Annotated in this window: 23 protein-coding genes, 2 pseudogenes and 1 riboswitch; of the genes and pseudogenes, 15 read left to right on the top strand and 10 right to left on the bottom strand. The window is 64.4% G+C overall.

Going from position 1 to position 26,316, the window contains the following annotated elements; translation table 11 throughout:
- Positions 1-228: 228 nt before the first annotated feature.
- Positions 229-522 carry a hypothetical protein gene (locus ABIA40_RS16600; protein ID WP_271545117.1) on the top strand — a complete coding sequence of 98 codons (294 nt, stop codon included), beginning with the start codon at positions 229-231 and terminating at the stop codon, positions 520-522.
- A 656-nt stretch (positions 523-1,178) separates the two neighbouring features.
- On the opposite strand, the gene ABIA40_RS16595 is transcribed toward ABIA40_RS16600, so the two are convergent.
- Positions 1,179-1,349, bottom strand: coding sequence for a hypothetical protein (locus ABIA40_RS16595; RefSeq protein ID WP_271545116.1), 171 nt, complete (start codon positions 1,347-1,349; stop codon positions 1,179-1,181).
- Between the two features lie 461 nt (positions 1,350-1,810).
- On the opposite strand from ABIA40_RS16595, the gene ABIA40_RS16590 reads away from it, so the two are divergent.
- From ABIA40_RS16590 to ABIA40_RS16580, 3 genes are all read left to right on the top strand, one after another.
- Positions 1,811-3,250: an IS1182 family transposase gene (locus ABIA40_RS16590; protein WP_404542203.1), complete on the top strand. Its 1,440-nt coding sequence runs from the start codon at positions 1,811-1,813 to the stop codon at positions 3,248-3,250.
- Between the two features lie 145 nt (positions 3,251-3,395).
- Positions 3,396-5,177, top strand: a complete 1,782-nt coding sequence (locus ABIA40_RS16585; RefSeq protein ID WP_404542200.1) for an adenylate/guanylate cyclase domain-containing protein — start codon at positions 3,396-3,398, stop codon at positions 5,175-5,177.
- Positions 5,178-5,803: 626 nt separating this feature from the next.
- Positions 5,804-6,280: a hypothetical protein gene (locus ABIA40_RS16580; protein WP_271545114.1), complete on the top strand. Its 477-nt coding sequence runs from the start codon at positions 5,804-5,806 to the stop codon at positions 6,278-6,280.
- A gap of 50 nt (positions 6,281-6,330) precedes the next feature.
- Here ABIA40_RS16580 and ABIA40_RS16575 read toward each other — a convergent pair whose 3' ends face one another.
- Positions 6,331-7,287 carry a LysR family transcriptional regulator gene (locus ABIA40_RS16575; RefSeq protein ID WP_404542197.1) on the bottom strand — a complete coding sequence of 319 codons (957 nt, stop codon included), beginning with the start codon at positions 7,285-7,287 and terminating at the stop codon, positions 6,331-6,333.
- A gap of 92 nt (positions 7,288-7,379) precedes the next feature.
- Between ABIA40_RS16575 and styA the strand changes: the two genes are divergently transcribed.
- From styA to ABIA40_RS16560, 3 genes are all read left to right on the top strand, one after another.
- Entirely contained in the window at positions 7,380-8,630 is a 1,251-nt protein-coding gene (gene styA / locus ABIA40_RS16570) for a styrene monooxygenase subunit StyA (protein WP_404542194.1), read from the top strand.
- A 70-nt stretch (positions 8,631-8,700) separates the two neighbouring features.
- The gene (locus ABIA40_RS16565) at positions 8,701-9,003 is read left to right on the top strand and encodes an EthD family reductase (protein WP_404542191.1); all 303 of its coding nucleotides are present in this window, start codon (positions 8,701-8,703) and stop codon (positions 9,001-9,003) included.
- Positions 9,003-9,530 carry a flavin reductase family protein gene (locus ABIA40_RS16560; RefSeq protein WP_404542188.1) on the top strand — a complete coding sequence of 176 codons (528 nt, stop codon included), beginning with the start codon at positions 9,003-9,005 and terminating at the stop codon, positions 9,528-9,530. The genes ABIA40_RS16565 and ABIA40_RS16560 overlap by 1 nt, the downstream gene beginning before the upstream one ends.
- A 27-nt stretch (positions 9,531-9,557) precedes the next feature.
- Here the strand turns inward: ABIA40_RS16560 and ABIA40_RS16555 are convergent, their stop codons facing one another.
- The 3 genes from ABIA40_RS16555 to ABIA40_RS16545 all read right to left on the bottom strand — a co-directional run bounded on the left by ABIA40_RS16555 (position 9,558) and on the right by ABIA40_RS16545 (position 12,223).
- Complete coding sequence (locus ABIA40_RS16555) at positions 9,558-10,481, bottom strand: arginase family protein (RefSeq protein WP_404542185.1); 924 nt, start codon at positions 10,479-10,481, stop codon at positions 9,558-9,560.
- 168 nt (positions 10,482-10,649) lie between these two features.
- Positions 10,650-11,288: an alpha/beta hydrolase gene (locus tag ABIA40_RS16550; RefSeq protein ID WP_404542183.1), complete on the bottom strand. Its 639-nt coding sequence runs from the start codon at positions 11,286-11,288 to the stop codon at positions 10,650-10,652.
- On the bottom strand, positions 11,285-12,223 hold the full coding sequence (locus tag ABIA40_RS16545; protein ID WP_275509260.1) for a ring-cleaving dioxygenase: 939 nt from the start codon (positions 12,221-12,223) through the stop codon (positions 11,285-11,287). Before ABIA40_RS16545 ends, ABIA40_RS16550 begins: the two co-directional genes overlap by 4 nt.
- Positions 12,224-12,351: 128 nt before the next feature.
- Here ABIA40_RS16545 and ABIA40_RS16540 point away from each other — a divergent pair, with 128 nt between their 5' ends.
- Positions 12,352-13,251, top strand: a complete 900-nt coding sequence (locus ABIA40_RS16540; RefSeq protein WP_404542180.1) for a LysR family transcriptional regulator — start codon at positions 12,352-12,354, stop codon at positions 13,249-13,251.
- On the opposite strand, the gene bluB is transcribed toward ABIA40_RS16540, so the two are convergent.
- The 3 genes and pseudogenes from bluB to cobU all read right to left on the bottom strand — a co-directional run bounded on the left by bluB (position 13,248) and on the right by cobU (position 15,168).
- The gene (gene bluB / locus ABIA40_RS16535; protein ID WP_404542177.1) at positions 13,248-13,880 is read right to left on the bottom strand and encodes a 5,6-dimethylbenzimidazole synthase; all 633 of its coding nucleotides are present in this window, start codon (positions 13,878-13,880) and stop codon (positions 13,248-13,250) included. The genes ABIA40_RS16540 and bluB overlap by 4 nt on opposite strands.
- Positions 13,881-13,884: 4 nt before the next feature.
- Entirely contained in the window at positions 13,885-14,667 is a 783-nt protein-coding gene (gene cobS, locus ABIA40_RS16530; RefSeq protein ID WP_271541219.1) for an adenosylcobinamide-GDP ribazoletransferase, read from the bottom strand.
- Positions 14,664-15,168: pseudogene (cobU, locus tag ABIA40_RS16525) on the bottom strand (bifunctional adenosylcobinamide kinase/adenosylcobinamide-phosphate guanylyltransferase). The gene cobS and the pseudogene cobU overlap by 4 nt, the downstream one beginning before the upstream one ends.
- 120 nt (positions 15,169-15,288) lie before the next feature.
- Between cobU and cbiB the strand changes: the two are divergent.
- Positions 15,289-16,230 carry an adenosylcobinamide-phosphate synthase CbiB gene (cbiB, locus tag ABIA40_RS16520; protein WP_404542174.1) on the top strand — a complete coding sequence of 314 codons (942 nt, stop codon included), beginning with the start codon at positions 15,289-15,291 and terminating at the stop codon, positions 16,228-16,230.
- Positions 16,231-16,241: 11 nt separating this feature from the next.
- Positions 16,242-17,208 (top strand): annotated as a pseudogene (gene cobD, locus ABIA40_RS16515) (threonine-phosphate decarboxylase CobD).
- On the opposite strand, the gene ABIA40_RS16510 reads toward cobD, so the two are convergent.
- Complete coding sequence (locus ABIA40_RS16510; RefSeq protein WP_404542171.1) at positions 17,197-18,645, bottom strand: cobyric acid synthase; 1,449 nt, start codon at positions 18,643-18,645, stop codon at positions 17,197-17,199. The pseudogene cobD and the gene ABIA40_RS16510 sit on opposite strands and share 12 nt — an antisense overlap.
- 221 nt (positions 18,646-18,866) lie before the next feature.
- Positions 18,867-19,502 (bottom strand): cob(I)yrinic acid a,c-diamide adenosyltransferase, encoded by a 636-nt coding sequence (cobO, locus tag ABIA40_RS16505; protein WP_157282576.1) that lies wholly within the window; start codon positions 19,500-19,502, stop codon positions 18,867-18,869.
- Between the two features lie 40 nt (positions 19,503-19,542).
- A riboswitch (cobalamin riboswitch) is annotated at positions 19,543-19,764 on the top strand.
- 94 nt (positions 19,765-19,858) lie between these two features.
- Here cobO and ABIA40_RS16500 point away from each other — a divergent pair.
- Genes ABIA40_RS16500 through ABIA40_RS16480 form a run of 5 tightly spaced genes read left to right on the top strand, consistent with a single transcriptional unit; the run spans position 19,859 to position 26,316 of the window.
- The gene (locus tag ABIA40_RS16500) at positions 19,859-20,233 is read left to right on the top strand and encodes a DUF1636 domain-containing protein (RefSeq protein ID WP_025035271.1); all 375 of its coding nucleotides are present in this window, start codon (positions 19,859-19,861) and stop codon (positions 20,231-20,233) included.
- Positions 20,230-21,279 (top strand): cobalamin biosynthesis protein CobW, encoded by a 1,050-nt coding sequence (cobW, locus tag ABIA40_RS16495; RefSeq protein ID WP_057029996.1) that lies wholly within the window; start codon positions 20,230-20,232, stop codon positions 21,277-21,279. The genes ABIA40_RS16500 and cobW overlap by 4 nt, the downstream gene beginning before the upstream one ends.
- Positions 21,279-24,527, top strand: a complete 3,249-nt coding sequence (gene cobN / locus ABIA40_RS16490; RefSeq protein WP_404542166.1) for a cobaltochelatase subunit CobN — start codon at positions 21,279-21,281, stop codon at positions 24,525-24,527. The genes cobW and cobN overlap by 1 nt, the downstream gene beginning before the upstream one ends.
- The gene (gene cobG, locus ABIA40_RS16485) at positions 24,524-25,687 is read left to right on the top strand and encodes a precorrin-3B synthase (RefSeq protein ID WP_404542164.1); all 1,164 of its coding nucleotides are present in this window, start codon (positions 24,524-24,526) and stop codon (positions 25,685-25,687) included. Before cobN ends, cobG begins: the two co-directional genes overlap by 4 nt.
- Positions 25,687-26,316: a precorrin-8X methylmutase gene (locus ABIA40_RS16480; RefSeq protein ID WP_404542161.1), complete on the top strand. Its 630-nt coding sequence runs from the start codon at positions 25,687-25,689 to the stop codon at positions 26,314-26,316. Before cobG ends, ABIA40_RS16480 begins: the two co-directional genes overlap by 1 nt.

The following is a 26,316-nucleotide window of genomic DNA, read 5'->3' as shown; positions in this document are numbered from 1 at the left end:
AGGGTTGAGCTTCGGAACGCCCTGCTTCCACTGTACCCATTCTTGCGCGTCACGGAGTGACACAAAGTCGGCAACAGGGATGTCCGTGAGATCAGCGCGACGCTCTGTAATGCGCCAGCCACCCGCGTCTAAGCGCTCTATGATAAAGCTCTCGATAGGCATGCCAAGGTTAGTCATTTTGTTCCTGATCAGTCTGGTCGAGTGGAAGCGTAGAAGTGGTGAACGCCGATGTATAGAGAACTATCTATCTGGAAGCGAATTGACGCTGAAAGAGCAGTGCACTTCCGATGCTTTGAGGACCTTGCGTCGCATCTTTTTTGCGTCCAGAGCGCCGACTTCTATACTCTGCCGATAGCGAGCGACGCACGATCCGGCTTCGATCGCCAATTTGCTGAGCTTTTTATCGAAGTCGAGCCGATTGAACGCAGTGAATGGTTCGAGACTGTTGAGGAGGCCATTGCTGCACATGAGGAGAAGTTTTTCTCGATGGGGCGGCTTGCCGAGCGAGAAAAGAAGCAATGATTTGACGTCCGGAAATGGCCCATCGCATCCGTTGGCGCGGTGCAGCGGTAGGTCTGTAGTCGGGGCCACAGCAGAAGTCATCGCCTCCTGTGCGGACCGCTGACTTTGACCCATAACGGACAATCGATGAGCATCTCGTCGAGAGTCGGCACTCGACCCCTCGGTGGGCTAGTTTCATTCTAGCAGCGGCTTAAGCTCCATTTCCGCCGCCGCCCATCCCCGGCAGATCGCTGCCACCGTTGTCTGTCCGATCTCGTGACGTCTTTGTGCCCTGCCGAACCGCAAAGCTAATAAACCCGACAAGAGCTATGAGGACGAGGAGTGGTCCTATCCAATTTGGCATCAGCTTCTCCCGTTAGACCGCCTCAGTTGGCGACCTCTTTCATATCATCCTAAGCGTGCAATGTCGCCTGTTCGCCCTGAGCTGAACACCACGAGAACCATTGCCATGTCTGCTGTCTGAGGGAAGCCGGACGTCGCCCGACCGAGGGGCTGACCGCTGCCTTTGACCCACAGCGGTCATCCTTGACGGCATGTAAAAACCGCATTCGAAATCGTCCGGGTTTGATTTCCTGTCCGTTTTGTTTTCTGAGTTCACTTTTGGCGTCGGCACACCGCGAGCAGCGAATAACCTACGATGCGCAAGATTTGGATAGTCACGCTGGCATTAGTGCTCGTCGGCACCGGCGGCTTGGCGTCGCCGCCTGTTGGCGCAGGATGGAGGTCATGACGATTGTGCGGGCAAGCTCGTGACGTTCGTCCGGGAACTCGATGGCCTTCTTTCTAAGCATCCCCGCGACCTGAACGTAATCCTTGCGCTTGTTCAACGTCACATTCCTGTCCGGGGTTGCACGGCCGATGTTGCTTCGCGAGTGATGAAGACTTCGGCCTATTTCAAGGGAGAGGAGCGCGTCAGCCGCGGCATCCAATTCTCAATTTTCAACGGAAACGCATCTTCGCGAGGAGCGGCGATATTGCTCGTGCTTAATGACGCTGGAGATTGGAATTCGCCGTTTGCAATATGGTACCCGCCTTACCTGTGACGGCGGCGATATGCTTTTATGGTCCGCGGCCCCCGTTCGCAATCATCAATCATGCGGCGGAAATCGCATGTTTGCCTTTGATCGCCATCGGTCGGGCCATTCCGACCCTCAATGCGCCACTTGTCGGGGCCTATTGGCCCGTTGCAGACATTCGGTCTCGACCCGCTGAGGACCGCTCGTGACCCTGGCTGTGTGAAAACACTGGACTGCTGTTATGATTCTCCTGTGATTCTTTGGGGGAATCGATGAGGCGCTTCGTTGAAGAGGCGGATCGTGGGCAGCGGACGCTGTTGCCCGAATGCCTCGATGACTTCATTGACGAGAGCAACCCAGTTCGCGTGATCGACGTATTTGTCGATGCGCTCGGTTTGGCTGAGATGGGCTTTGAGGGTGTGGAGCCGGCGGCCACGGGTCGGCCGTCGTACCATCCCTCGGTGCTCCTTAAGCTTTACATCTATGGCTATCTGAACCGGGTACAGCCGAGTCGGCGGCTGGAACGAGAGGCCGGGCGCAATGTCGAGGTGATGTGGCTGCTGGGTCGGCTCGCTCCCGATCACAAGACGATTGCGGACTTCCGGAACGACAACGGCCTGGCGCTGCGCAAGGTATGTGCGCGCTTCGTCGAACTCTGCCGAGACATTGGTCTGCTGGCGACGGCGAGCGTCGCCATCGATGGCAGCAAGTTCAAGGCCGTGAACAACCGGGACAGGAACTTCACGCGCGCGAAGATGGAGCGACGGCGTGCTCAGTTGGAGGAGAGCGTCGCGCGCTATCTCAGCCAACTTGACACGGCCGACCGCCAGGAGCCGACGGAGGCGCTGGCCACGAAGGTGACGAGGCTTACCGAGAAGCTGACAAAGCTGAAGGAGGAAATGGGCAAGCTTGCCGTCTACGAGAAGCAAATGCTTGCTTCGCCTGACCAGCAAATCTCGCTGACCGACCCCGACAGCCGCTCGATGGCAACGAGCGGCCGCGGCTCTGGCGTTGTTGGCTACAACGTACAGGTCGCCGTAGACACCGAGCACCATCTGATTGTGACGCATGAGGTGACGAACAGCGGCTCGGATCGGGCACAACTTGCCAATATGGCCAAGCAGGCGAAGGCTGTTCTCAAGACCGAGACGCTCGAAGCGGTAGCCGATCGCGGCTACTTCAACAGCCCAGAGATCCTCGCGTGCCACGAAGCAGGCATCACAGTAACTCTGCCCAAACCGCTAACGTCCGGCGCTAAGGCAGACGGACGCTTCGGTAAACAGGACTTTGCCTATTTGCCAGAGGAGGACGCCTATCGCTGCCCGGCCGGGGAGCGGCTGTCATATCGCTTTACGAATGAAGAAGACGGCAAGGTGCTGCGGCGCTACTGGACGACGGCCTGTCAAAGCTGTTCCCTCAAGACCCAATGCACGCCTGGGTCAGAACGGCGGCTTACGCGATGGGAGCATGAGCATCTGCTCGAGGCTGTGCAGCATCGCCTTGATGCAAACCCGCACGCCATGCGTCAGCGTCGCGAAACAGTCGAACATCCGTTCGGCACCATGAAAGCCCGCATGGGAGCGACACACTTCCTGACCAAAACGCTTCCGAAAGTGGCGGCCGAAATGGCGCTCTCCGTCCTGGCCTACAATCTGACACGGGTCATGAACATCGTCGGGATCAAGCCGCTGATGGCTGCGATCGCGGCCTGACACCAAGCGATCATGACTTCCGCTCGACTGCCTAGCGACCGGCGTTTTTACACGACCAAGACCCATTTCCGACGTGCGCATAGCCGGACACGGCCCCACAATTGTGCTATATGACCATTCGATTTCCCCAGTAAGGGGGACCATCTTGAGCAGCGATCATGTAGAGCGGCGATTGGCGGCTATTCTGGCGGCGGATGTCGCGGGCTCTTGCCGTTTGATCGGGATCGACGAAGAAGGCACGCTGGCGCAACTGAAAGCTATTCGAAAAAAGCTTTTCGATCCCAAGATCACTGATTATCGCGGACGCATCGTCAAGAATACCGGGGACGGCGCTCTCGTTGAGTTCGCCAGCGTGATAGACGCCTTACGATGTGCCCGCGAAATCCAATGCGGCATGGAAGAACAAAATACCGATGTGCCGCAGGACAAACGGATCGAATTTCGCATCGGGATTCACGTCGGTGATGTTATCATCGAAGAGAACGATATCTTTGGTGACGGCGTCAATATTGCGGCGCGTCTCGAAGGCATCGCGGAGCCGGGCGGGATTTGCATCTCGTCTTCGGCCCACGATCAAGTCCGGGACAGGCTCGAACTCCGGTTCATCGATCTGGGTGAGCAGATACTCAAGAACATAGCCCGTCCGATACATGCCTATGCTGTGGTCCGGGGTGGACTTGGCGCACGGGTTAGTAGCATTACCCCAAGCTCAGCTGGGGCACCCCATCTTTCCATTGTGGTGTTGCCGTTCGCGAACATGGGTGACGATAGGGAGCAAGACTATTTCGTCGATGGCGTGACCGAGAGCCTCACCACGGACTTGTCGCGCATCAGCGGGGCGTTCGTGATTGCACGCAACACAGCGTTCACCTTCAAGGGCAAACCCATTGATGTAAAGAAGCTGGGGCGTGAGTTGAACGTCCGGTATGTGCTCGAAGGCTCGATACAGCGCGCTGGCAATCGCCTTCGGGTGAATGCGCAATTGGTCGACGCCGAAACTGGCAACCACCTCTGGGCGGAGCGTTTTGACAAGCCCGTCGCCGACCTCTTTGATATGCAGGACGAAATCGTATCGAGGCTAGCCAATACGCTGGACGCCGAACTCATTTCCGCCGAGGCGCGCCGAGCGGAGCGCTCACCGCACCCAGACGCAATGGACCTGGTTTTCCAAGGTTACAGTTGGTTCAACAAGGGGCTGACCCCCAATTGGGTGGCACAAGCGCGCGGTTTCTTCGAGAGAGCCATTGCGCTCGATCCTGAAAATGTCGAGGCCATGGTCGGTTTGGCGCGGGTCGATATTGCACTTGGGTCTGCCGTCATGACTGACGACTATTCAGCGCGGCTTGCGGCGGCAGAGACAACCATAACAAAGGTTTTATCCCTTTCACCGAACCATGCTTCTGCTCACGCGATTTTAGGCACTGTGCAAATATTTACGAGACGCGCATCTCAGGGCATCGCTGAGTGTGACCACGCGGTGACGCTGGATCGCAATTTGGCCCGCGCCCACGCTATGATCGGTCTCGCCAAGTATTTTCTTGGTCGGGGCGCAGAAACCGAATCTCACATCAACGAGGCATTCCGCCTTTCTCCCCGCGACACCATGGTTCATCGATGGTTAGTTTGGGTCGGCCTTGCCAAGGCGCAGCTCAACGCTGATGCCGAAGCTGTGGTCTGGCTGCGTCGGGGCATCGAGGTAAACCGGAATTATTCCGTCACCCATTTCGATCTTGCGGCCTTACTCGCGCGGCTCGGTAAGTTGGACGAAGCACAGGCTACAGTGAATGCGGGGCTTGCGCTCGATCCACGTTTCACCATACGCCGCTACCGTGATGTCACCCATGCAAACAGCGACAATCCTGTTTACCGAGCCGGGCGCGAACGCATCATTGAGGGCATGCGCTTAGCCGGAGTTCCGGAAGCATAGTTCCGCTCGCGCGGCCTCTAATGATGAATTTCTCTATGCTGCCGTGCAAGGGTCCGGTTTTGGCCCATCTGCGAAGTTGCGCCTTGCCAGTTGGAAGTCCGCTCGTTGAGCCGGAGCGGACCAGATTTGCTCAACCTGAGTTCTTCGCATTTTGACCCATTGCGGTCATCGCGCAATGCCGGCAAGGTCGATTGCGATGAGTGGGCGGTAGCCAACTTCTGGCTCAACTGGCGTGAGGAACGAGATGGTGCAAGAACGGATTGCGGCAGCAGGCAATACCGACGTTCCGGCATATCTCACGCTGACGAAACTCGGATATCTCGTTGAACGTACCAATAGCGATGGCCAGGAGCATTGGGCCGCGAAGAAAGGAACGCTCGAACTTGTTCGCAAATGGCCCTTTAGAACTGCTCGGCCTCTGTCTCTTGACAAACGAGCGTGGCCCATGTTGGCAAGCGGGCGATAGCGAGATCGATGAGTTTCTGAAACGGTTTTACCGATCGGCCGGATGACTGGGATCGTCATCGTTCCGTTTGGCGATGTCGGGTTGTGGCTCCGAGCCGACCTCGCCGCTGTTGCTGAATCTCTCACTTCGTCTATTGAAGGCTTTGATCGGAGCGTGTGATATGGGTGCGGACACCGATCTGCAAACATTCGCAGACTATTTCCAGGTTTACCTCTCTGATCTCAAAGCGGACGTTGATTGGTCGGATGCCTGGAAGGCGCCGAGCGCGCTGGCAGACCGCTTCATCGCGTGCGAACACATCTTGGGTTTCGCCACCGAACGAAACACAACAGTGCCGCTGCGCGTGGTCTTGCACGACGTTGCTCCCGCTTTGACGCATCAAGTTGCGCGCGCGGACCACGCCGTGAAGGCCGGACTGTTCACAACGGATCGTCGGCTGATGGTCGCAGGCTGCTCTGACTATTGGCCGGAAGCCTATTCAATTCCCGTTTTACCCGGATTTTATGGTGCAGCCTTCCTCTCGTTTGGGCTTGCAAGTGTGAATGGGGTTCAGGGGAAAGATCGATATGAGCTGCACATCTGGCCGGTCGGTGAAACGCCGAAACCCGAGGTCCTGGTCCGTTGGCAGCCAAAGTAGTTGTCCGCTGCGGCGATGTCTGGACATGGCCCTTTCCAGACGCCGAACGCTCAACGGAACGAGCTAACTTCCGTGGCTGCCGAAGCGGCGAGATCGGCGTTTCGAAAGCGGTCAACGAGCGTGAAGACGTCCGCACGTTCGATGATCAGATCGCGGAACAGTCGCGCCTGGTGTGACATCCATTGCGGGTCGGGATAGACGACATGCATGGGCAGCGGCGGCACGACGAAGTCGGGCAGCACATGGACGAGGCGGCCGGCCGCGATGTGCTCCTGGGTACACCAGTTCGGCAGCACGGCGACGCCTATCCCCTCCAATGCAGCCAGCGTCATTACGTCCGCATCGTCGCAGGTCATCGCCGGCGCGATGTCCACGACGTAACGGCCGGTTTCGGATTCGAACGTCCACTGGTTCTTCTGCGACAGGCGTGAGTAGGTGACGCAGGGCATGCGGCGCAGATGATCCGGCAACGAGGGCACCTGATGTCGCGCAAGCAGTCCGGGCGCCGCCACCAGCAGGCGCTTAATGGTGCTCACCCGCCGCGCTACCAACGAACTCGAATTGAGGCTGCCGATCCGTATCGCAAGCTCGGTCCCGGTTTCGATGAGGTCGACGAACTGTTCCGTAAAGCTGACGTCCAGCCGGACATCAGGATAGCGGCGGGTGTATTCGGCGAAGATCTCACGGAAGAAGAAGCGGCCGAACGACGTCGGCACCGTCATGCGCAACGTCCCTGACGGATTGCCGATCCGGCTCTGCGTCGGCGCGCCCGCGCTCTCGAGCAGCGCGACAATGTCCTTGGCGTACTTCAACACGCGGTCGGCTTCCGGGGTCGGCCGCAGCTTGCGCGTGGTGCGCACGAACAGCCGGCAGCGAAACTCGGCTTCCAGCAGCGCGATGCGCTTGCTGATCGCCGGTTGCCCCAAACCGAGGTCGTCGGCGGCTTGGGTGAAACTCCCTGCCTCCATCACCCGGATGAAGGTTTGCAGCGCCTCGATCCGGTCCATTCATTCCTCGCCGGAATTTATATTATTCTGACCATTCCATATACGGCATGACTGGTCCGGTCTAGCCTTCCTGCGTTCAGGGGCGGACACGAATGAGCAAATCGATCGGCATTTTAGGGGCCGGCATCGGCGGCCTGCATTTGGCGCTGTACCTGCAGAAGCAGGGCATCGCGGCAACCGTGCTGACGGACCGCGCCCCGGAGCAATATGCGGCGACACGGCTGATGAACACCGTCGCGCATCACAGCGTCACCATCGCGCGCGAGAACGAGCTCGGCGTGAACCACTGGGACGATCCCCGGGTGGTCTATCACCACCACGACCATTACTTCAATTTCCCGAACGGCGGGCTGCTGTTCCGCGGTGCATTTCAGCGGCCGAGCCGCGCGGTGGATTACCGGATCTACCTGCCGGCACTGATGAAGGACTTCGAAGATCGTGGCGGCCTGATCGAATATGCCAGCATCCAGGACGACGACATCCCCGCGCTAGTCTCCCGCTTCGACCTTCTCGTCGTCTCCACCGGCAAGGGCGCCCTCGGGCGCATGTTCGCCCACCGGCCCGAACTGTCTCCGTACACCCGGCCGCAGCGCCTGCTTTGCGTCGGCCTGTATGACGGCGTCTATCACGGCAGCCCGGATGGCGACGATCCGCGTGGCGTCACCTTGTCCGTCTCGCCCGGCCATGGCGAGATGATCGTCATTCCCACGCTGACCTTCGGCGGCATGAAAACGGCGCTGTTGATGGAAAACATTCCCGGCGGCGACATGGCCGACCTGGTGTCGCTCAGCTACGATGACAACCCGGCAGCATTCCGCCAGACCATTCTGGATAAGCTGGAAAAGCATCATCCGCACACCTACAACCGCATCGACACGCACCGCTTCGGGCTGGCCCAGCCGCTCGACCTGCTGCAAGGCGCGGTGGTGCCGACGGTGCGGCAGTCCTGGGTGGCTTTCGACGGCGACAAGCTCGCCATTGCCTTGGGCGACGTTCACTCCGTCGTCGATCCCTTGATGGGCCAGGGCGCCAACATGGCCTCATATGCGGCCTTCGAGCTCGGCAAGGCGATCACCGACGCGGTGGCATTCGATGCGCGCTTCGTCGAGGAGGTCGACCGCGCGCGCGAGAACCGCGTGCTTGCCGCTGCCCGCTGGACCAACATGATGTTGCAGCCGCCATCGGAGGCCATGGGCCGGCTGATCTTCGCCATGTCGCAGGACCGGGCGCTTTGCGACGAGTTCACCGAGAACTTCAATTATCCGGAGCGCCAGTGGGATCGTTTGGCGAGCGACAAGCGCATCCACGACTGGATCGATAGAAGCGCAAAAATCGCCGCCTGACGCCGAACCGGCATACGGAATCAGCTCCGCTCCCGGGCGGTTGGCTGAACCGTGTCTGAGAGGAACACCAATGCACTGCCTGACCGTTCTTTATCCGACGCCCGACGATCCATCGGCCTTCAGGGCCTATTACGTAAACAAGCACGTCCCCCTGGCCGCGACGCTCCCGGGTCTGGTGCGTCATCATTACGCTTTCCCCCAACGGCTCGGACCGGGGGAGGCGCCGTTCTGCATCTTCCAGGCATTCTTCGCCGACGCTGCTGCGATGGAGGCGGCGCTCGGCTCTAGCATCGGCCGGAAGGTCGCAGCCGACGTGCCGAACTATTCGCCCAAGGGGGCGACACTCTGCCATTTCAAGCTCGAAGGCGCGTAATGGGCCATCATGCCGATCCGGCCGGCTTTCGGGCTGCCGCATCGCGGTTCGCGACGGGCATTACGGTCGTCGCGACCGTCGACCAGGACGGCGCGCCACTCGGCATGACCGCCAACAGCTTCACGACCGTTTCGGCGAATCCGCCAACCGTGCTTGTCTCTCTCATGCACGGGCGGACGTGGCAGGCTGTGGTCAAGTCCGGCGTCTATTCGGTCAATGTCCTGCATGCGGAAGATGCTGCGCTCTGCGCGCACTTCGCCGGAAGGCCGTTGTTGCGCGACGCTTCGCCGCTCGTGCCTCGCCAAGGATTTTTCGTGCTCCCGCAGGCGATCGCGCAGTTCGCCTGCGAGGTGGTCCAATCGATCGATATCGCTGACCACACGCTCTTCATCGGCGAGGTGCGCTGGTGCCGGCACAACGAGGGAACGCCTCTCGCATTCTACGCCAGCCGTCTTCGAAGGGGCGTGGGGATGGAAATCTCTTCGGCGGATCGTGTTGCCTATCCCGGTGACGGATGGTGGACTTGAGACGACTGTGCTCGGAAGGGTGAACCACTATACCTTCCGCCGCCCAATGCAGCCCAGCGCATTGCAGATGATCCGCGCGATCGCAATCGCTCCAAGATTTTGCACATCGCGCTCGGGAACGTATTCGACGATGTCCAGGCCGACTATTCTGGACTTTGTCGCGACACCCCGTATGAGATCGACCACATCGAAGTAGGACAGACCGCCGGGCTGTGGGACGAGCACACCGGGGATGACCGATGGATCGAGACCGTCGCAATCGATGGTCATCAGGCACTCGCCGTCATCCTCGATCGCCTCGACCACGCTTGCGATCCCGTAATGCTGGACATGTCTTGCCGTGAAGATCTTCGCGCCCCACGCTTTTGCATCGTCGAATTCCGCGCGACCGGAGCCGCCGATGCCGCGCAAGCCGACCTGCACGATGCGCTTGACCCAGGGCAATTCGCTGGCGCGCCGCATCGTGCTGGAGAAGGTATAGCCGGATCCGTTTCGCTGATCCCGCCAATCAAGGTGGGCGTCGATCTGCACGATGGTCAGTCCGTTGCTGTCCTGGAACGCCTCGAAGAAAGGAATGGGGACGGAATCATCACCGCCTAGTAGGATCGGAACGGCGCCAGCCGAAAGGACGGCTTGCGTAGCTGCTCTGATCGCGTCGCGGTTGCGCTCCGGAGTCATGGGGTCGGTCGGCACGTTTCCGCCGTCCAAGACCCTCGTTTTGGTCGGATCGAGCAGCTCGGCCTCCTGGTCGAAATCCCAGCGGGTGAGATCGCTCTCATAGTGACGCAGCGCGCGACGGATGACGTCGGGCGCTTTGGAGGCATGGCTGGTCTGACCTGCAAGGTACGGGGTGGCATCCGACGCGCCGAACAAAATCGCGTCGGCGGGCGGCAGTGCGGCGGTCAAGTCGCAGGCCTCAACACCCAGGAAAGTCGTCATGTCGGGATGCACTACGCGTATCCATGGATCACATATGCATCGGCTCAACGTGCATCGCTTGACCGTGTTCCGATCGGTCGCCCTCTGCGCAGTGACCGAAGCGGCGGGTTAAGCCATGCCGACCGCGCTTTGCGCGGCCGCCAAGGCTAACGCACCCTACATATGCCGCTGCTCGTCAGATCATGCCGCTTCGGCCTCGACCGTGCTGATCCAGTCGCGGGACAGCGCCACATCGGCCTGCGACAATTGGTGGCCTGTTGGCAGCACCTTGTGATCGACGCGCGCGCCGGTGTCCGACAACAACGCCGCGAGTCGCGCCGAGTTGCTCGCTGGCACGATCGGGTCGGCCTGACCGGAGAGCAGCAGCACCGGCTTGCCGCCGAGCGCAGGCTTAGGCGGATCCTCGGGCGGATCCGATAGAGGCACCATCGCGCGCAGCAGGATCGCGCCGGCAAGCGCGTCCGGCTGCAGCAGCAACAGCGCCGCGGCGATGTTGGCGCCGTTGGAGAACCCGACCGCGATCGGCGCGGCGATGCCGTAGCGCTGCCGCGCCTCCGCGACGAACTCGCCGAGCTCGTGCGCACGGCGGGCTACGTCCTCCTCGTCGAACACGCCTTCGGCGAGACGGCGGAAGAAGCGCGGCATGCCGTGCTCGAGCACGCGGCCGCGCGGCGAGAGCAGGGCGGAGCCCGGCGAGATCATCTTGCCGAGGCCGAGCAGGTCGTTCTCGTCGCCGCCGGTGCCGTGCAGCAGCAGCAGCGGGGGCGAGCCCGCGCTGGTCGCGGGCTCGAAGCGATGGATGAATGAAGTCTCGGTCATGACGCGGTCTCTTCCAGATTCGGCAGAACGCCCTCGATCTGCTTGCGGTGCGGTTCGAGGAAAGCAGGCAGCTTCAGCTCGCGGCCGAGGCTCGCGACGGGCTCGTCGACGGCAAAGCCGGGGATGTCGGTCGCGATCTCGAACAGCACGCCGCCGGGCTCGCGGAAGTAGATCGAGCGGAAGTAGTTGCGGTCGCGCTGCTCGGTCGGGTGCAGGCCGTGATTGCTGACGAGCTTTTGCGCCATCTCGCCCTGCTCGGCATCGTCGGCCGCGCGGAAGGCGATGTGATGGACGGAGCCGCCGCCCTGATGGCCCCGCAGGAAGCCCTTGGCTTCGTAGATGTCGACGACGCTGCCTTCGACATCGCCGGGCGCCTTGAAACGGATCACCGAGCCCTCGCGCCCGGTCTCCTTGAAGCCGAACACGTCGGTGAGGATGGCCGCCGTCTTCGCCGCGCTGTCGAGCAGCAGGGTCACGCCGTGGAAGCCGCGGATCGCGTGCTCGGCCGGCACGTCGCCATTGCTCCAGCCCGGCTCGTTCTCGGCACCTGATATGCCGACCAGCGCGAGCGCCATGCCATCGGGATCGGTGAACGGCAGCACGGACTCGCCAAAACGCTTCTCCAGCGCCTCATACGCGATGCCCTTCTCGGTGAAGCGCTGCGTCCAATAGCCGAGCGAGCGCTGCGGCACGCGGAAGGCGGTCTGATGGGTCTCGCCGACGCCGCGGCGCCCGGCCGAGACGCCGGCCCAAGGAAAGAAGGTCAGGATGGTGCCGGGGCGGCCGGTCTCGTCGCCATAATAGAAGTGGTACGTGCCGGGATCGTCGAAATTGACCGTCTTCTTGACGAAGCGCAGGCCAAGATCCCGCGTGTAGAAGCCGAAATTGCGGATGGGATCGCCAGCAATCGCGGTGACATGGTGCAGTCCCGACATTGTCGTCCTCCAGATTCGGGGAGCGGTCTTGCTCTGGCCGGAAATATCGTTCCGCTTTAGATTGGAGACAATCCATGCAAATATGACGGCTATGTCTACGATTTGGAAACAATCGACGGGGCGGGCGCTTGGATAAGCTCGGCAGCCTCCGGGCCTTCGTGAAGGTGGTGGAAAGCGGCAGCTTTGCCGAGGCCGGTCGGCAGCTGCGGCTGTCGCGCTCGGCGATCAGCAAGTACATCGCCGACCTCGAGGAGAGCCTCGGCGTCCAGCTTCTGAACCGCACCACAAGGCACGCCAGCCCGACCGAGAACGGCCAGCGCTATTTCGAGCGCGCGGTCGTGATCCTCTCGGAGATCGAGGCTGCCGACCAGGCGGTGACGCAGGCGCAATCGGCACCGCGGGGGCTGCTGCGTGTCAACGCGCCGATGTCGTTCGGCACGATGCGGCTCGGGCCGGTGCTCGCCGATTTCATGGCGCGTTACCCGGAGCTTCAGCTCCAGATCGTGCTCAGCGACGATCTGCTCGATCCCGTGCAGGACGGCTTTGACGTGACCTTGCGGATCGCGGAGCTGGAATCGTCCAGCCTGATCGCGCGTAAGATCATGCCGGTGGCGCGCATGATCTGTGCGTCGCCGGATTATCTCGCCCGGCACGGCACGCCAAAGCATCCGCAGGATCTGCGCGAGCATGTTTCGCTGACCTACGGCTTCCTGCTCACGGGCAATCAGTGGAAGCTCACAGGCGGCGACGGCGACCACTGGATCCAGCCGGCCTGGTCGCTCTGCGTCAACAATGCCGAGGTGCTGCGCGATGTCGCCATCAAGGGCAGGGGACTGGCGCTGCTGCCGGAGTTCATTGCGGCCGATGCGTTGCGGAAAGGCGAGTTGCGGACAGTGCTGGATGAGTATTCCGCGCCGCCGCTAGCGCTCTATGCGGTCTATCCGCCAACGCGGCACTTGTCGCTGAAGGTGCGGCTGTTCATCGATTTCCTGGTGGAGCGGTTTGGGCGGGAGGATATTCTCGCCTAGCGCCGCAGCGTGAACGCGTCCGCGCTCCGCCGGTGCTCCCATTTCGCCTGCTCCAGCTCGGGCCGGTCGCACTCGATCTCGGGATAGCCGATGCAGAGATAGGCGATGAATTTCCACGAGGGCGGCACGTCGAGGATGGCCTGAATGCGATCCGGATTGAGGATCGACACCCAGCCGAGGCCAACGCCCTCGGCACGCGCGGCGAGCCACATCGCGGTGATGGCGGCGACCACGGAATATTCGGTTGTCTCCGGCATGGTCGCGCGGCCGAGGCCGTGGCCGATGTCGCTGCCCTTGTCCGCGAACACCGCGAGGTGGGCGGGCGCCTGCTCGAGGCCGGACAGTTTCAAGGTGGCATAGCGGGCGGCGCGGTCGCCGGAGTAGCGGCTCAGCGCGTCGGCATTGCACGTCCTGAAATCCTCGACCACGGCGCGGCGCGTTGCGGCATCGTCGACGACGACGAAGCGCCAGGGCTGGCTGAGCCCGACCGAAGGCGAGAGGCAGGCGGTTTCGATCAGGCGATCGATCGCACCCTCCGGCAATGGATCGCTGCGGAAGCGGCGCACGTCGCGCCGCCACACGAACAGCTCGCGCAAGTGCTGGCGGAAGGTATCGTCGAACTCGACCATGAGGTCATCGCCCCATCTGGAAGGACGCCGCCACTAGCAGGATCAGGATCTCGCCCGTCTGCTCGAACGCGCCGAGGATGTCGCCGGTCTGCCCGCCGATCTGGCGGATGGCAAGCCGCGCCAGTAACAGGCCGGCAAGCGACAGCAGGATCAGGCCGACCAGCGCCTTGGCTGGCCCCAACGCCAGGGCAAGCGCGAGCGTTCCAAGCGCGAAGGCGATGGCGATGCTACGGCCGGGCGGCGCCCCGGCGCTGGCTGACAGCCCATCAGGCCGCGCCGACGGGACCAGCGACATGAAGGCCGGCACGCCGGCGCGGGCAGCCACGTGCGCCGCACACAGCGCGAGCATGACGGCCCATGGATTTGCGATCGTCGCAAGCGCGCTCCAGCGCAGGCCGAACGACAGGATCAGGGCGCAGACACCATAGGTCCCGATCCGGCTGTCGCGCATGATCTCGAGCTTGCGCTCGCTCGTGCGGCCGCCGCCGAGTCCATCCGCGGTGTCGGCAAGTCCGTCCTCGTGCAGCGCGCCGGTGATGAGGGCGGTCGTGGCCAGCGCGAGCAACGCGGCAAGGCTCGGCGTCAGTCCGCAGCGAGTGGCGATCTTGTAAACCAGGGCGCCGGCGAGGCCGACCAGCAGTCCCGCGACCGGCAGCGCCCACGTCGCGCGCGCGATCGCGCCGTCACCAGCCGGCTTCGAGGATGCCAGCGGGAGGATCGTCACGAACGATGTCGCCATCCTGAGATCGGCAAAGATGTCTTTGAGCAGTTCGGCGCGCGGGATCATTTCAGCTTCATCGGCAGGCCGGCGACGACGAACTCGACCTCGTCGGCGACACCGGCAATGATCTGGTTCATGATCCCGGCGGCATCGCGGAAGCTGCGCGCCAGCGCGTTGTCGGGCACGATGCCGAGACCGACCTCGTTGGTGACCATGATGACCGGACTCCGCAGGCGGGGAAGAACGTCTGCGAGGCGCGTCACCTCGCGTAACCAGTCGCGCTCGGAATGCAGCAGGTTGGACAGCCAGAGCGTCAGGCAATCGACCAGTCTCGCGCCGCCGCCCTCGGTCTCGACCAGGGCCTGCACGAGATCGAGCGGCGCCTCGCGCTCGATCCAGTCGGTTCCGCGCCGCGCGCGATGCTTCGCAATGCGCTCCTGCATTTCGCCATCGAGCGCCTCGGCGGTCGCAATATAGACGAGCTGGCCGGGAAAGCTGCGCGCGCGCGCTTCCGGCCCGGGTGCTCTTGCCCGATCGCGCCCCGCCGGTGATCAAGATGACGGCCATGAAGGTCTCCTGCCGCAGCACTAATCATCAAACGCGGCCAAAGACAAAGCCGAAATCAGGCGGCGAGGGGCTTGCACTCGGCCGCCGTCTTGCGCAACAGGGGCGGGACAGGAGCTAGATGTGGACTTTGCGGGCGCGATGGTGGTGGCGATGGCGGTGGATGCCCTCCTGGGCTGGCCGGCGTGGCTGTTCGCGCGGATCGGCCATCCCGTCACCTGGCTGGGCGGGCTGATTGCGGCCGTCGACAGTGCCTGGAATCGCGCGTCCGATCCGCCGGCATCGCGCCGAGCCGCTGGCGCCGCCGCCGCGGTTGCGGTGATTGCGCTCTCCGTGGCGCTCGGTTGGGCGCTGCAATCACTGCTTCCTTCGGGCTGGATCCAGATCGTGCTGATTGGCATCCTGGCCTGGCCGCTGGTCGCGCTGCGCTCGCTGCATGATCATGTGGCGGCCGTCGCCATGCCCTTGCTTGCCGGCGACGTCGCCGCCGCGCGCGATGCGGTCTCGCGCATCGTCGGCCGCGATCCCGCAAGCCTCGATGAAGCCGGCATCGCGCGCGCGGCGATCGAGAGCCTTGCCGAAAACGCCTCCGACGGCATCGTCGCGCCGGTGTTCTGGGGCGCGCTGTTCGGCTTGCCCGGTATCCTCGGCTACAAGGCCATCAACACGCTGGACTCCATGATCGGCCATCGCAGCGAACGGCACGAAGCCTTTGGCTGGGCGGCAGCGCGCATCGACGACGTCGGCAATTTCATCCCGGCGCGGCTGACCGGATTTCTGTTCGTGGTGCTGGCGCCGCGAAGATCGGACGCGCTGGCGTGCATGACGCGCGATGCGCGACGGCATCGCTCGCCAAATGCCGGCTGGCCGGAAGCGGCCATGGCGGGCGGACTCGGTGTGCGGCTCAGCGGTCCCCGCATCTATCACGGCAGCGCGACCGACGAGCCCTGGCTGAACGAAGGCGCGCGCGATCCGCGCGCCGCCGATATCACCGAGGCGCTGACGGTCTATCGCCGCGCCATGCTGCTGGTCGCGGGCGTGCTTGCGATCCTGGCCTTCGCGTGAAACAACGGGGCATGCGCGAGCACGGTGGAAATCTGGACCTGGCCCAGCAGCGTTTTGGCGGACGCGCTGAAGATTGGATTGATCTGTCGACCGGGATCAACCGGGTGCCCTATCCCGTGGGCGAGGTGAGCGCGCGCGCGTGGACTGCGCTGCCGTCGCGCGCCGAGATCGAGGCATTGCATCGGGCGGCGCAGCAGGCCTACCGCACGGACGCACCGGTTGTTGCGGTCAGCGGTGCACAGGGCGCCATTCAATTGCTGCCGCAACTCGCGGCGCCCGGGCGGGCGCGTATTTTCGGGCCGACCTACAATGAATATGCGGGCGTCCTGGCCGCCGCGGGCTGGGACATCCAAGAGGTTGCGGAGCTCGATGCGCTGGCGGGTGCGGATCTCGCCATCATCGTCAATCCCAACAATCCCGACGGTCGACGTCATACGCCGAAGGACTTGCTCGCACTGCTCCCGCGCGTCGGCCGTCTCGTCATCGACGAGAGCTTTGCCGATGCCGATCCGCAATTGTCGCTTGCACCCGAGGCGGATCGACCGGGACTCTTGGTGCTGCGGTCGTTCGGAAAGTTTTATGGCTTGGCCGGCCTGCGGCTCGGCTTCGCCATCGGTCATGCCGCCGACATCGACAGGTTTGCCGCGATGTCCGGTCCATGGCCCGTCTCCGGCGCGGCGATCGAGATCGGCTGCCGTGCCTTGCGCGATGAGGCCTGGGCCGAGGCGACGTCGGCGCGGCTCGCGCGCGATTGTGTTCGCCTCGACGCGATGGCGCATGCGCAAGGCTGGCGACTCATCGGCGGCACACCGCTGTTCCGTCTTTACCAGACGCCTGACGCGCGAGCCTCTCAAGACGAGCTCGCGCGCAGCCACATCTGGTCCCGGCGTGTTCGTGCAAGAGCCGACATGGCTCCGCCTCGGGCTCCCCGGCAGCGAAGCCGAATGGACGCGCCTTGCCGAGGCCCTAGCGCGCTAGCGCGAGCAGGCCTTCGACGTCGAGATGCTTTTCCATGTGATCGGCCAGTGCCTCGAGCGCGCTCTCGACCCTGGCGTGATAGGGCTCGTCGCCCGCGGGAATATCCAGCCTGGCGAGGTATGCCTTGCGGAAATTATCCGACGTGAACAGGCCGTGCAGATAGCTGCCCTGCACACGGCCATCCCTTGAGATCGCTCCTTCAGCTTCGCCGTCCAGCTTGGCGAAGGGGCGGGCGCGATCCGGGCCGTCGGTGCGGCCGATATGGATCTCGTAAGCCTGGATCGGCTGATCCGTCGCCGCGTGCACGGCCGCAACGCGCGTCAGCGTCTTCTGCGGGCTCATCACCGTCTCGACATTGAGAAGCCCGAGGCCCGGCGTGTCGCCCGCAGGTCCTTCGATGCCTTCGGGGTCGGCGACGCTGCGTCCCAGCATCTGATAGCCGCCGCAGAGGCCGAGCACATGGCCGCCCCTGCGGTGGTGGGCGAGCAGGTCGATGTCCCAGCCCTGCGCGCGCAGGAATGCGAGGTCGCCGCGGGTGGATTTTGAGCCAGGGATGATGACGAGGCGCACGTCGCCCGGGATCGCTTCGCCCGGACGCACCATCACGAGATCGACGCCCGGCTCGAGCTTGAGCGGATCGAGATCATCGAAATTGGCGATGCGCGATAGCGCGAGACAGGCGATCTTGCATCGGCCCGGCTTGCGCGCATCGCGCAGGCCGAGCGCGTCTTCGGCCGGCAGCTCGCCAGCACGCGGAAACCAGGGCAGCACGCCAAACCCGCGCCATGCGGTCTTTTGCTCGATCAGATTGTAGCCGTCGTCGAACAGGGTGGGGTCGCCGCGGAACTTGTTGATGACGAAGCCGGAGATCATCGCGGCATCGTCGGGGTCGATCACCGTCTTGATGCCGACGAGCTGGGCAATGACACCGCCGCGGTCGATGTCGCCGACCAGCACGACCGGCACATTCGCCTTGCGGGCAAAGCCCATATTGGCGATGTCGGACCTGCGCAAATTCACCTCGGCCGGGCTGCCGGCACCTTCGACCAGCACGAGATCGGCGCGCGCCTTCAGGCGCTCGAAACTCTCGAGCACCGCGCCCATCAGCGACGGCTTCATCGCCGCGTAGTCGCGCGCGCGTGCGGTCGCGATGCGCTTGCCGTGAACCACGACTTGCGCGCCGACATCGGTCTCGGGCTTGAGCAGCACCGGGTTCATGTCGGTGTGCGGCTCGACACCGGCGGCGAGCGCCTGCAGCGCCTGGGCGCGGCCGATCTCGCCGCCGTCGACCGTGACCGCGGCGTTGTTCGACATGTTCTGCGGCTTGAACGGCAGCACCCGCAGACCGCGGCGCGTGAAGGCGCGCGCGAGGCCGGCGACGATGAGCGACTTGCCCACGTCCGAGCCGGCCCCCTGGATCATCAATGCGCGTGCCATCGATATCTTTTAAAGCGAAATGGGATTGAGTTGAATCAAGCAGCTGCGGGCTCGGTGCACCTCTCCCGCTTGCGGGAGAGGTCGTGCCGAAGGCACGGGTGAGGGTTTTCTCCTCTTGGGGGCTCTCGATTGCGGAGATACCCTCTCCCCAACCCTCCCCCGCAAGCGGGGGAGGGAGCATACCTCTCTTGGCGCAGCATTAGAATCCAATCTCATCAGCATCAAAACTCGACGCCGGCTTGCGCCTTGATGCCGGAACGGAAGGGATGCTTGACCAGCGTCATCTCGGTGACGAGGTCGGCGATCTCGATCAGCTCGTCCTTGGCGTTGCGCCCGGTGAGCACGACATGCGTCATCGCAGGTTTATGCGTCGTCAGAAACTCGACGACCTCGGCGATATCGAGATAGTCGTAGCGCAGCGCGATGTTGATCTCGTCGAGCACGACCATGCGCAGCCGCTCGTCGAGGATCAGCTCTTTGGCCTTCTCCCAGCCGGCGCGTGCGGCGGCGATGTCGCGGGCGCGGTCCTGCGTCTCCCAGGTGAAGCCTTCGCCCATCGCGTGGAACTGACAGAGGTCGCCGAAATGGCCGGTGAGCAGTCGCCGCTCGCCCGTGTCCCAGGCGCCCTTGATGAATTGCACCACCGCACAAGGGAAGCCATGCGCAACGCAACGGACGATCATGCCGAAGGCCGAGGAGGATTTTCCCTTGCCGGCGCCGGTATGGACGATGATCAGGCCCTTTTCGCCGCTCTTGGTCGCCATGATCTTGTCGCGGGCGGCCTTCTTCTTCGCCATTTTCTGGGCATGCCTGATGTCGGTTTCCTCGGCTGTTTGGGTATCCGGTTCAGATGTCATGGGACCCGGTCCTTCGGCTTGACAAGTGGCGGCCACCGGCAAATGGTGGCCCGGCGTTGGTTCCTGTCCTATGACAGGCGAAGAGGGAATGCGATAGGGTCCGAATCGGCAAGATCTGGATCCAAACTGCAGCCGCCCCCGCGACCGTGACCGGAGAGATGCCCGAAGCCACTGATTCCTTACGGAATCGGGAAGGCGGGGATCGAAGGGCCAAAACCCTGCTCCGCAAGCCGGGAGACCTGCCAGCGCGGACGAGTTTTGGACCGGCGGACGGGGTGTTCCGCGACGGGGAAGCGGGCCTTTCTGGAGAATGGTCCGTGCGCCTCATCGCCTCCCGCTGTTATCTGGAAGAGGCGATGACCGTCACACTTCATGTCTGCATCACCTGCCGCGCCGGCCAGACGCTTGGCGAGGGCGAGACGACACCCGGCAAGCGCCTGCATGGCGCGATCCTCGAGGCCGGCGTGCCCGAGGGCGTCAGCGTGGTTCCCGTCGAATGCCTGTCGGCCTGCAGCCAAGGCTGCTCGGTCGCGCTCAGCGCGCCCGGCCGCTGGTCCTATGTCTATGGCCGCCTGTCCGATGCGAATGCGCAGGACGTGGTCGCGGGCGCTGCGGCCTACGCGGCGGCGCCCGACGGAATCGTGCCATGGCGCAGCCGTCCCGAGATCTTCCGCAAGCAGTCGCTTGCCCGCATTCCCCCCATTGCCGTCGTGCCGGAGGCCGCTGAATGAACTCGCTCGCAAAAGTCCCCGTCACGGTGGTCACCGGTTTTCTCGGTTCCGGCAAGACGACGCTGATCCAGCATCTGCTCAGCAATGCCGGCGGCAAGAAGCTCGCGGTGCTCGTCAACGAGTTCGGCAGCGAGGGCGTCGACGGCGAGATCCTGAAGTCCTGCGCCGATGCGAACTGCCCGGAGGAGAACATCGTCGAGCTCGCCAATGGCTGCATCTGCTGCACCGTCGCCGACGATTTCATTCCGACCATGGAGCAATTGCTGGCGCGGCCGGTGCGGCCCGATCACATCCTGATCGAGACCTCGGGCCTGGCGCTGCCAAAGCCGCTGCTGAAGGCGTTCGACTGGCCGGAGATCCGCTCGCGCATCACGGTCGACGGCGTGATCGCGCTGGCCGACGCCGAGGCCGTCGCGGCCGGCCGCTTCGCGCCGGATCCGGCTGCGGTGGAAGCGCAGCGCGCGGCGGACGACAATCTCGATCACGAGACGCCGCTGTCGGAGGTGTTCGAGGACCAGATCGCCTGTGCCGATATCGTGCTGCTGACCAAGGCCGACCTTGCGGGCGCGGCCGGAATCGAAGCCGCAAAGGCGGCGATCACCGCCGAGATGCCGCGCCGCGTGCCGATGCTGCCCGTCACCGACGGCGCGATCGACGCGCGCGTCATCCTCGGCCTCGGTGCGGCGGCCGAGAATGATCTCGCCGCGCGGCCCTCGCATCACGACGGCGAGGAAGAGCATGAGCATGATGATTTCGCCTCCGTCGTGATCGACCTTCCGGAGGTGGCGGATATCGAGGCACTGGTTGCCTCCGTCCAGAAGCTGGCGCGCGAGCAGAACGTCCTGCGGGCCAAGGGCTACATCGCGGTCGCGGGCAAGCCGATGCGCCTGTTGCTGCAGGCGGTCGGCGAGCGGGTGCGCCATCAGTTCGACAAGCCTTGGGGCGCGGGTCACAGGCAGTCCAAGCTCGTCGTGATCGGCGAGCATGGCGATATCGACGAGGCCGCGATCAAGGCGGGACTTGGTCTTTCAGGGTCTGGCATCTGATGCACGTCGTCTTCCGCGAGAGCCGCGGTCTCGAGGAGACCGCGACGCCAAGAGACATCGGCCAGGACCCGGCCGATCTCGTGGTGCTCTCGTATTCGGATTCCGATTTGGCCGCGTTCGCGGCCGGCTGGCGGCGCGGTCGGGGCAGCCTGCCGTCGCTGCGGCTCGCCAATCTCGCTGAGCTGCGGCATCCGCTATCGGTCGACACCTATATCGAGCGCACGCTGTCGCGCGCGCGGGGCATATTGGTGCGCCTGATCGGCGGAGAGTCTTATTGGGCGTACGGGCTTGCGGCGCTTCAGCAACTCGCGAAAGAGCGCAACATCGTGCTCGCCGTGTTGCCGGCGGACGGCCGCGACGACACGCGGCTCGATGCGTACTCGACCCTGCCGGTCTCGACGTTGCGCCGGCTCAAGGTGCTCTGCGACACCGGTGGCCCGGTCGCCGCGCAAGCGGCGATCGCGCAGCTCGCGCTGGCCTCAGGCCTCTATGCTGGCCCGGTCATCGGCGAGATGACCGTGCCCGAGATGGGATTCTACGATCCCGCGCGCGGCGTCATTGCCGCGCCGGCGGGCGGCGAGGGCAAGCCGCGCGCACTCGTGACGTTCTATCGCTCCTATCTCACCGCCGCCGATACGGGGCCGGTTGACGCCTTGATTGTCGCGCTGCGCGAGAAGGGATTTGACGCCTACGGCGCGTTCGTCACCTCGCTGAAGGCGCCGGGCGTTGCCGACTGGCTGCGCGCGCATCTGGCGCAACATCCTGCGGCGGCGATCGTCAATGCGACGGCGTTCTCGGCCCTTGGCGACGACGGCACGACGCCATTCGATGCCGCGTCCTGTCCGGTGTTCCAGGTCGCGCTCTCGACGGCGCGGCGCGAGGATTGGGCGGAATCACTGCGTGGCCTGTCGCCCGGCGATCTCGCGATGCATGTCGTGCTGCCGGAGGTCGACGGCCGCCTGTTCGCAGGCGTGGTGAGCTTCAAATCGGCCGGTCAGCGCGATCCGGATTTGCAGTTTGCGCATCTGGCGCACAGGCCGGATGAGGAATGCGTGAAGGCGGTCGCCGCGCGCGTTACGGCCTGGCATCGCCTTGCGCAGAAGCCCGCCGGCGAGAAGCGGCTGACCGTCGTGCTCTCGAACTATCCCGGTCGTCCGCACCAGATCGCGCATGCGGTTGGGCTCGACGCGCTGGCGTCAGTCGAAGCGTTACTGTCCGATCTGGCGGAGGCCGGCTTCGATGTCGCGCCGATCGATGCGCTCGGCGAGACGCTGCTAAGGCAGAGTTTGACCTGGAGTGTTGCCGATTATCGCGCGGGGCTGTCGCGCCTGCCGCAATCCTTGCAGGACGATCTCGCGCGCGCCTGGGGCGCGGTGGAAAACGACCCGAGCTGCCGCGATGGCGCGTTCCACTTCGCCGCGATTCAGTGCGGCCGGTCGGTCATCGCAGTCCAGCCCGAGCGCGGCGATGCGGCCTCGCGCGATGCCGATTATCACGATCTCACCCGCACGCCGCGCCATGCCTATGTCGCATTCTATCTCTGGCTCAGGCAGCAAGGCTGCGATGCTGTCGTGCATATGGGCGCGCACGGCACGCTGGAATGGCTGCCCGGAAAATCCGTGGCGCTGTCCTCGAGCTGCTGGCCGGAAGCGCTGATCGGCGATCTTCCCGTCATCTATCCCTTCATCGTCAACGATCCCGGCGAGGCCGCGCAGGCCAAGCGGCGCATCGGCGCGGTCACCATCGGCCATTTGCCACCGCCGCTTGAGACATCAGCGGTGCCGGAAGGTCTACGTCGGCTGGAACGGTTGCTCGATGAGTATTCGACCGCTGACGGCCTCGATCCCGCCCGTCGCCAACGCCTGATCGCGGCGATCCGTGACGAGGCGCGGGCAGCGGGTCTCGAAGACGATCTCGGCCTCGATGCCTCGGCCGCACCGGCCGAAGCGATCCCGCGGATCGACCGCTTCGTGTGCGATCTCAAGGAGAGCCAGTTCGGCGACGGCCTGCACGTGTTCGGCCGCGGCGCTTGTGCCGATGCGGAACGCGATGCATTGCGTTCCGCGCTCGCTGGCAAACGCGTCGCGCCGGGGCCGTCGGGCTCCCCGTATCGCGGGCGTCAGGACGTGCTGCCGACAGGGCGCAATCTCTTCGCCGTCGACCCGCGCGCGGTGCCGACGCCATCGGCGCATGCCCAAGGCATCAAGCTCGCCGAAGAGCTGCTGCGGCGCCATCTGCAGGATCATGGCGACTGGCCGAGGGGTCTCGTCGTCGATCTCTGGGGGTCGGCGACCATGCGCACCGCAGGCGAAGAGTTTGCGATGGCACTGCATCTGGCCGGCCTTGCGCCGCGCTGGGATCATGCGTCCGGCCGCGTCACCGGTTATGACATCATCGCGCCGGCCGAGCTCGGCCGCCCGCGCATCGACGTCACGCTGCGCGTATCCGGCCTGTTCCGCGACGTCTTCGCAGGTCTGGCGCAATTGTTCGAAGCCGCCGCCGAGGCGCTCGCCGCGCGCGAGGACGAGGGCGATGAGAACCCCTATCGGCATCGTGCGCGCCGCGTGTTCGCGCCGCGGCCCGGACAATACGGCGTCGGCCTGTCGGCGATCCCGGATGCCTTCACGCCGGAGACGCGCGAGGCCGCTGGCGAAGCGTGGCTGTCGGCATCGTCCTGGGCGTTCTCTGCAGATGGCGCGATGCAGCGGGATCGCGCAGGTATCGAACAGCGTCTCGCGTCCGCCGATGCTTTTGTCCACGTCCAGGACTTGCCCGAAACCGATCTGCTGCTCGCCGCCGACTATGCCGCGCATGAGGCAGGCATCGCCGCAGCAGCCGCGCACCTCGGGGCAGGCGCGCCGTCGCTCTATCATCTCGATGCGACACGGCCGGGCGAACCGCATGCGCGGACGCTGACGGAGGAGATCTCACGTGTGGTCCGGGCGCGTGCGGCCAATCCGGACTGGATCGCCGGCATGATGCGCCACGGTTTCCGCGGCGCCGCCGAGATCACCGCGACGCTGGAGCACATGGCCGCCTTCGCACATCTCGCCGGCGCCGTGCCGCCGCATCTGTTCGACCTCTATTACGACGCGACACTCGGCAACGACGACGTCCGCGCCTTCATGGCGCGCGAAAATCCGTCCGCACTCGCCGCAATGGAAACCTGCTTCACGCGCCTGCACGAAGCCTCGCTCTGGCGAACCCGCCGCAATTCGATTGCAGCGGCGCTGCGGGAGGCGTCATGAGCACGGCCACGGTTAAGGGATGGTGTCCCGGCGCACTGCGCCCGATGCGATCGGGCGACGGGCTCGTGGTGCGCGTGCGTCCGTTCGGCGGGCGCCTTGAAGCGCCGCAAATCTCCGGGCTTGCGGAACTCGCCGAGCGCTTCGGCAATGGTCTGATCGACGTCACGAGCCGGGCTAACTTGCAGATCAGGGGCGTTCAGGAGGACGGCCATCGTCCGTTGCTCGATGGTCTTGCGCAGCTGGCGCTGCTCGATCCCGACGCCGACATCGAAGCCAGGCGCAACATCCTGGTGACGCCGTTCTGGAGCAATGGCGATGAAACGCAGTCGCTCGCCGCGGAGCTCGAGGAGGCGCTCGCCGATTCCGGCCTTGCCCTTCCCACCAAGTTCGGCTTCGCCATCGATGACGGGCGGTCGCGCGTTCTCGCCGGCGATTCCGCCGACATCCGCATCGAGCGCGACCGCTCGGGTGGTCTCCTGGTGCGGGCCGACGGCGCCAAGCTCGGTCGTTCCGTCGATCGCGGACAGGCCGTGAGCGCGGCGCTGGCGCTCGCAAGCTGGTTCGTCATCTCCGGCGGTGCAAAGGGCGGGCGAGGGCGCATGGCAGCCCACATCGGATCCGGCGCCGTGTTGCCTCAATCGTTGCGCGGCGAGACCGAGCCTGCGCCTGTGATGGCCGCGGTGCGTCCCGGGCACTATCCGCAAGGTGCGGTGGTCGGCATCGCGTTCGGGCAGATGCTGCACGCGACGCTGCATCAATTCTCTGCTTGCGGCCATGCGCTGCGCATGACGCCCTGGCGGATGGTGCTGAGCGAGGGCAAGCGCGAGATGCCGAGCGGGGCGGGGCTCATCACCAGGCCCCATGATCCGGCGCTGCGCGTCATCGCCTGCAGCGGCGCGCCGCGCTGCCGCGAGGCCCATGCCGATACGCGCGCGCTAGCCGCGGCGCTGGCGCCGCGCATCGCCGCCGACGCGCGGCTGCACGTCTCCGGCTGCGGCAAGGGCTGCGCCCATTCCGGCGCGGCTGCGGTCACGCTGATTGCGACGCGTGCCGGGTTCGATCTCGTCCGCGACGGCTCGACCCGCGACGCGCCGGTCCTGCGCGGGCTGAACGGCGCCGACATCGTCAGCGATCCCTCCATCCTGGTCGGAGGGAACTGATGCCGCACACCTACGAGACCGACGGCGCTGCGATCTACCGGCAATCCTTTGCCACCATCCGGGCCGAGGCCGATCTCGCCCGCTTCACGCCGGACGAGGAGCCGGTGGTGGTGCGGATGATCCATGCCGCCGGCATGGTCGGCCTGGAAGCCCATATCCGCTTCACGCCAGATATGGCGATAGCCGCGCGCGCGGCCTTGCAGAAGGGCGCGCCGATCCTGTGCGACGCGCGCATGGTCTCGGAAGGCATTACGCGCGCGCGATTGCCCGCGGCCAATGCCGTGATCTGCACGCTCGGCGATCCCGCCGTGCCTGCGCTGGCGCAGTCCATGCGCAACACGCGCTCGGCCGCGGCGCTGGAGCTGTGGCGCCCGCATCTCGATGGTGCGATCGTCGCTATCGGCAATGCGCCGACCGCGCTGTTTCATCTGCTCAACATGCTGGAGGATCGCGACTGTCCGCGGCCGGCTGCGATCATCGGTTGTCCCGTCGGCTTCGTCGGCGCGGCCGAATCCAAGGCCGCGCTGATGGCCGATCCGCCGGCACCGGCGCTCACCGTCGAAGGCCGCCTCGGCGGATCCGCCATCACGGTTGCTGCCGTGAACGCGCTCGCAAGCCGGAGCGAATAG

The organism is Bradyrhizobium sp. USDA 223, from assembly GCF_044909005.1.
Lineage (GTDB): Bacteria > Pseudomonadota > Alphaproteobacteria > Rhizobiales > Xanthobacteraceae > Bradyrhizobium > Bradyrhizobium yuanmingense.
Note: the sequence above shows the minus strand (reverse complement) of the source record. Positions and strands in the feature narration are given on the sequence as shown.

Bases quoted from the DNA above. Each gene is read 5' to 3' on its own strand.
- ABIA40_RS16590 (WP_404542203.1), top strand. From the start codon at position 1,811: ATGAGGCGCTTCGTTGAAGAGGCGGATCGTGGGCAGCGGACGCTGTTG.
- ABIA40_RS16510 (WP_404542171.1), bottom strand. From the start codon at position 18,645: ATGGCACGCGCATTGATGATCCAGGGGGCCGGCTCGGACGTGGGCAAG.
- ABIA40_RS16480 (WP_404542161.1), top strand. From the start codon at position 25,687: ATGCCGCACACCTACGAGACCGACGGCGCTGCGATCTACCGGCAATCC.
- ABIA40_RS16560 (WP_404542188.1), top strand. From the start codon at position 9,003: ATGGGCCATCATGCCGATCCGGCCGGCTTTCGGGCTGCCGCATCGCGG.
- ABIA40_RS16500 (WP_025035271.1), top strand. From the start codon at position 19,859: ATGACCGTCACACTTCATGTCTGCATCACCTGCCGCGCCGGCCAGACG.
- cobW (WP_057029996.1), top strand. From the start codon at position 20,230: ATGAACTCGCTCGCAAAAGTCCCCGTCACGGTGGTCACCGGTTTTCTC.
- ABIA40_RS16565 (WP_404542191.1), top strand. From the start codon at position 8,701: ATGCACTGCCTGACCGTTCTTTATCCGACGCCCGACGATCCATCGGCC.
- cobS (WP_271541219.1), bottom strand. From the start codon at position 14,667: ATGATCCCGCGCGCCGAACTGCTCAAAGACATCTTTGCCGATCTCAGG.
- ABIA40_RS16545 (WP_275509260.1), bottom strand. From the start codon at position 12,223: ATGTCGGGACTGCACCATGTCACCGCGATTGCTGGCGATCCCATCCGC.
- ABIA40_RS16600 (WP_271545117.1), top strand. From the start codon at position 229: ATGTATAGAGAACTATCTATCTGGAAGCGAATTGACGCTGAAAGAGCA.
- ABIA40_RS16575 (WP_404542197.1), bottom strand. From the start codon at position 7,287: ATGGACCGGATCGAGGCGCTGCAAACCTTCATCCGGGTGATGGAGGCA.
- styA (WP_404542194.1), top strand. From the start codon at position 7,380: ATGAGCAAATCGATCGGCATTTTAGGGGCCGGCATCGGCGGCCTGCAT.
- cobN (WP_404542166.1), top strand. From the start codon at position 21,279: ATGCACGTCGTCTTCCGCGAGAGCCGCGGTCTCGAGGAGACCGCGACG.
- cobG (WP_404542164.1), top strand. From the start codon at position 24,524: ATGAGCACGGCCACGGTTAAGGGATGGTGTCCCGGCGCACTGCGCCCG.
- cobO (WP_157282576.1), bottom strand. From the start codon at position 19,502: ATGACATCTGAACCGGATACCCAAACAGCCGAGGAAACCGACATCAGG.
- bluB (WP_404542177.1), bottom strand. From the start codon at position 13,880: ATGGTCGAGTTCGACGATACCTTCCGCCAGCACTTGCGCGAGCTGTTC.
- ABIA40_RS16580 (WP_271545114.1), top strand. From the start codon at position 5,804: ATGGGTGCGGACACCGATCTGCAAACATTCGCAGACTATTTCCAGGTT.
- ABIA40_RS16550 (WP_404542183.1), bottom strand. From the start codon at position 11,288: ATGACCGAGACTTCATTCATCCATCGCTTCGAGCCCGCGACCAGCGCG.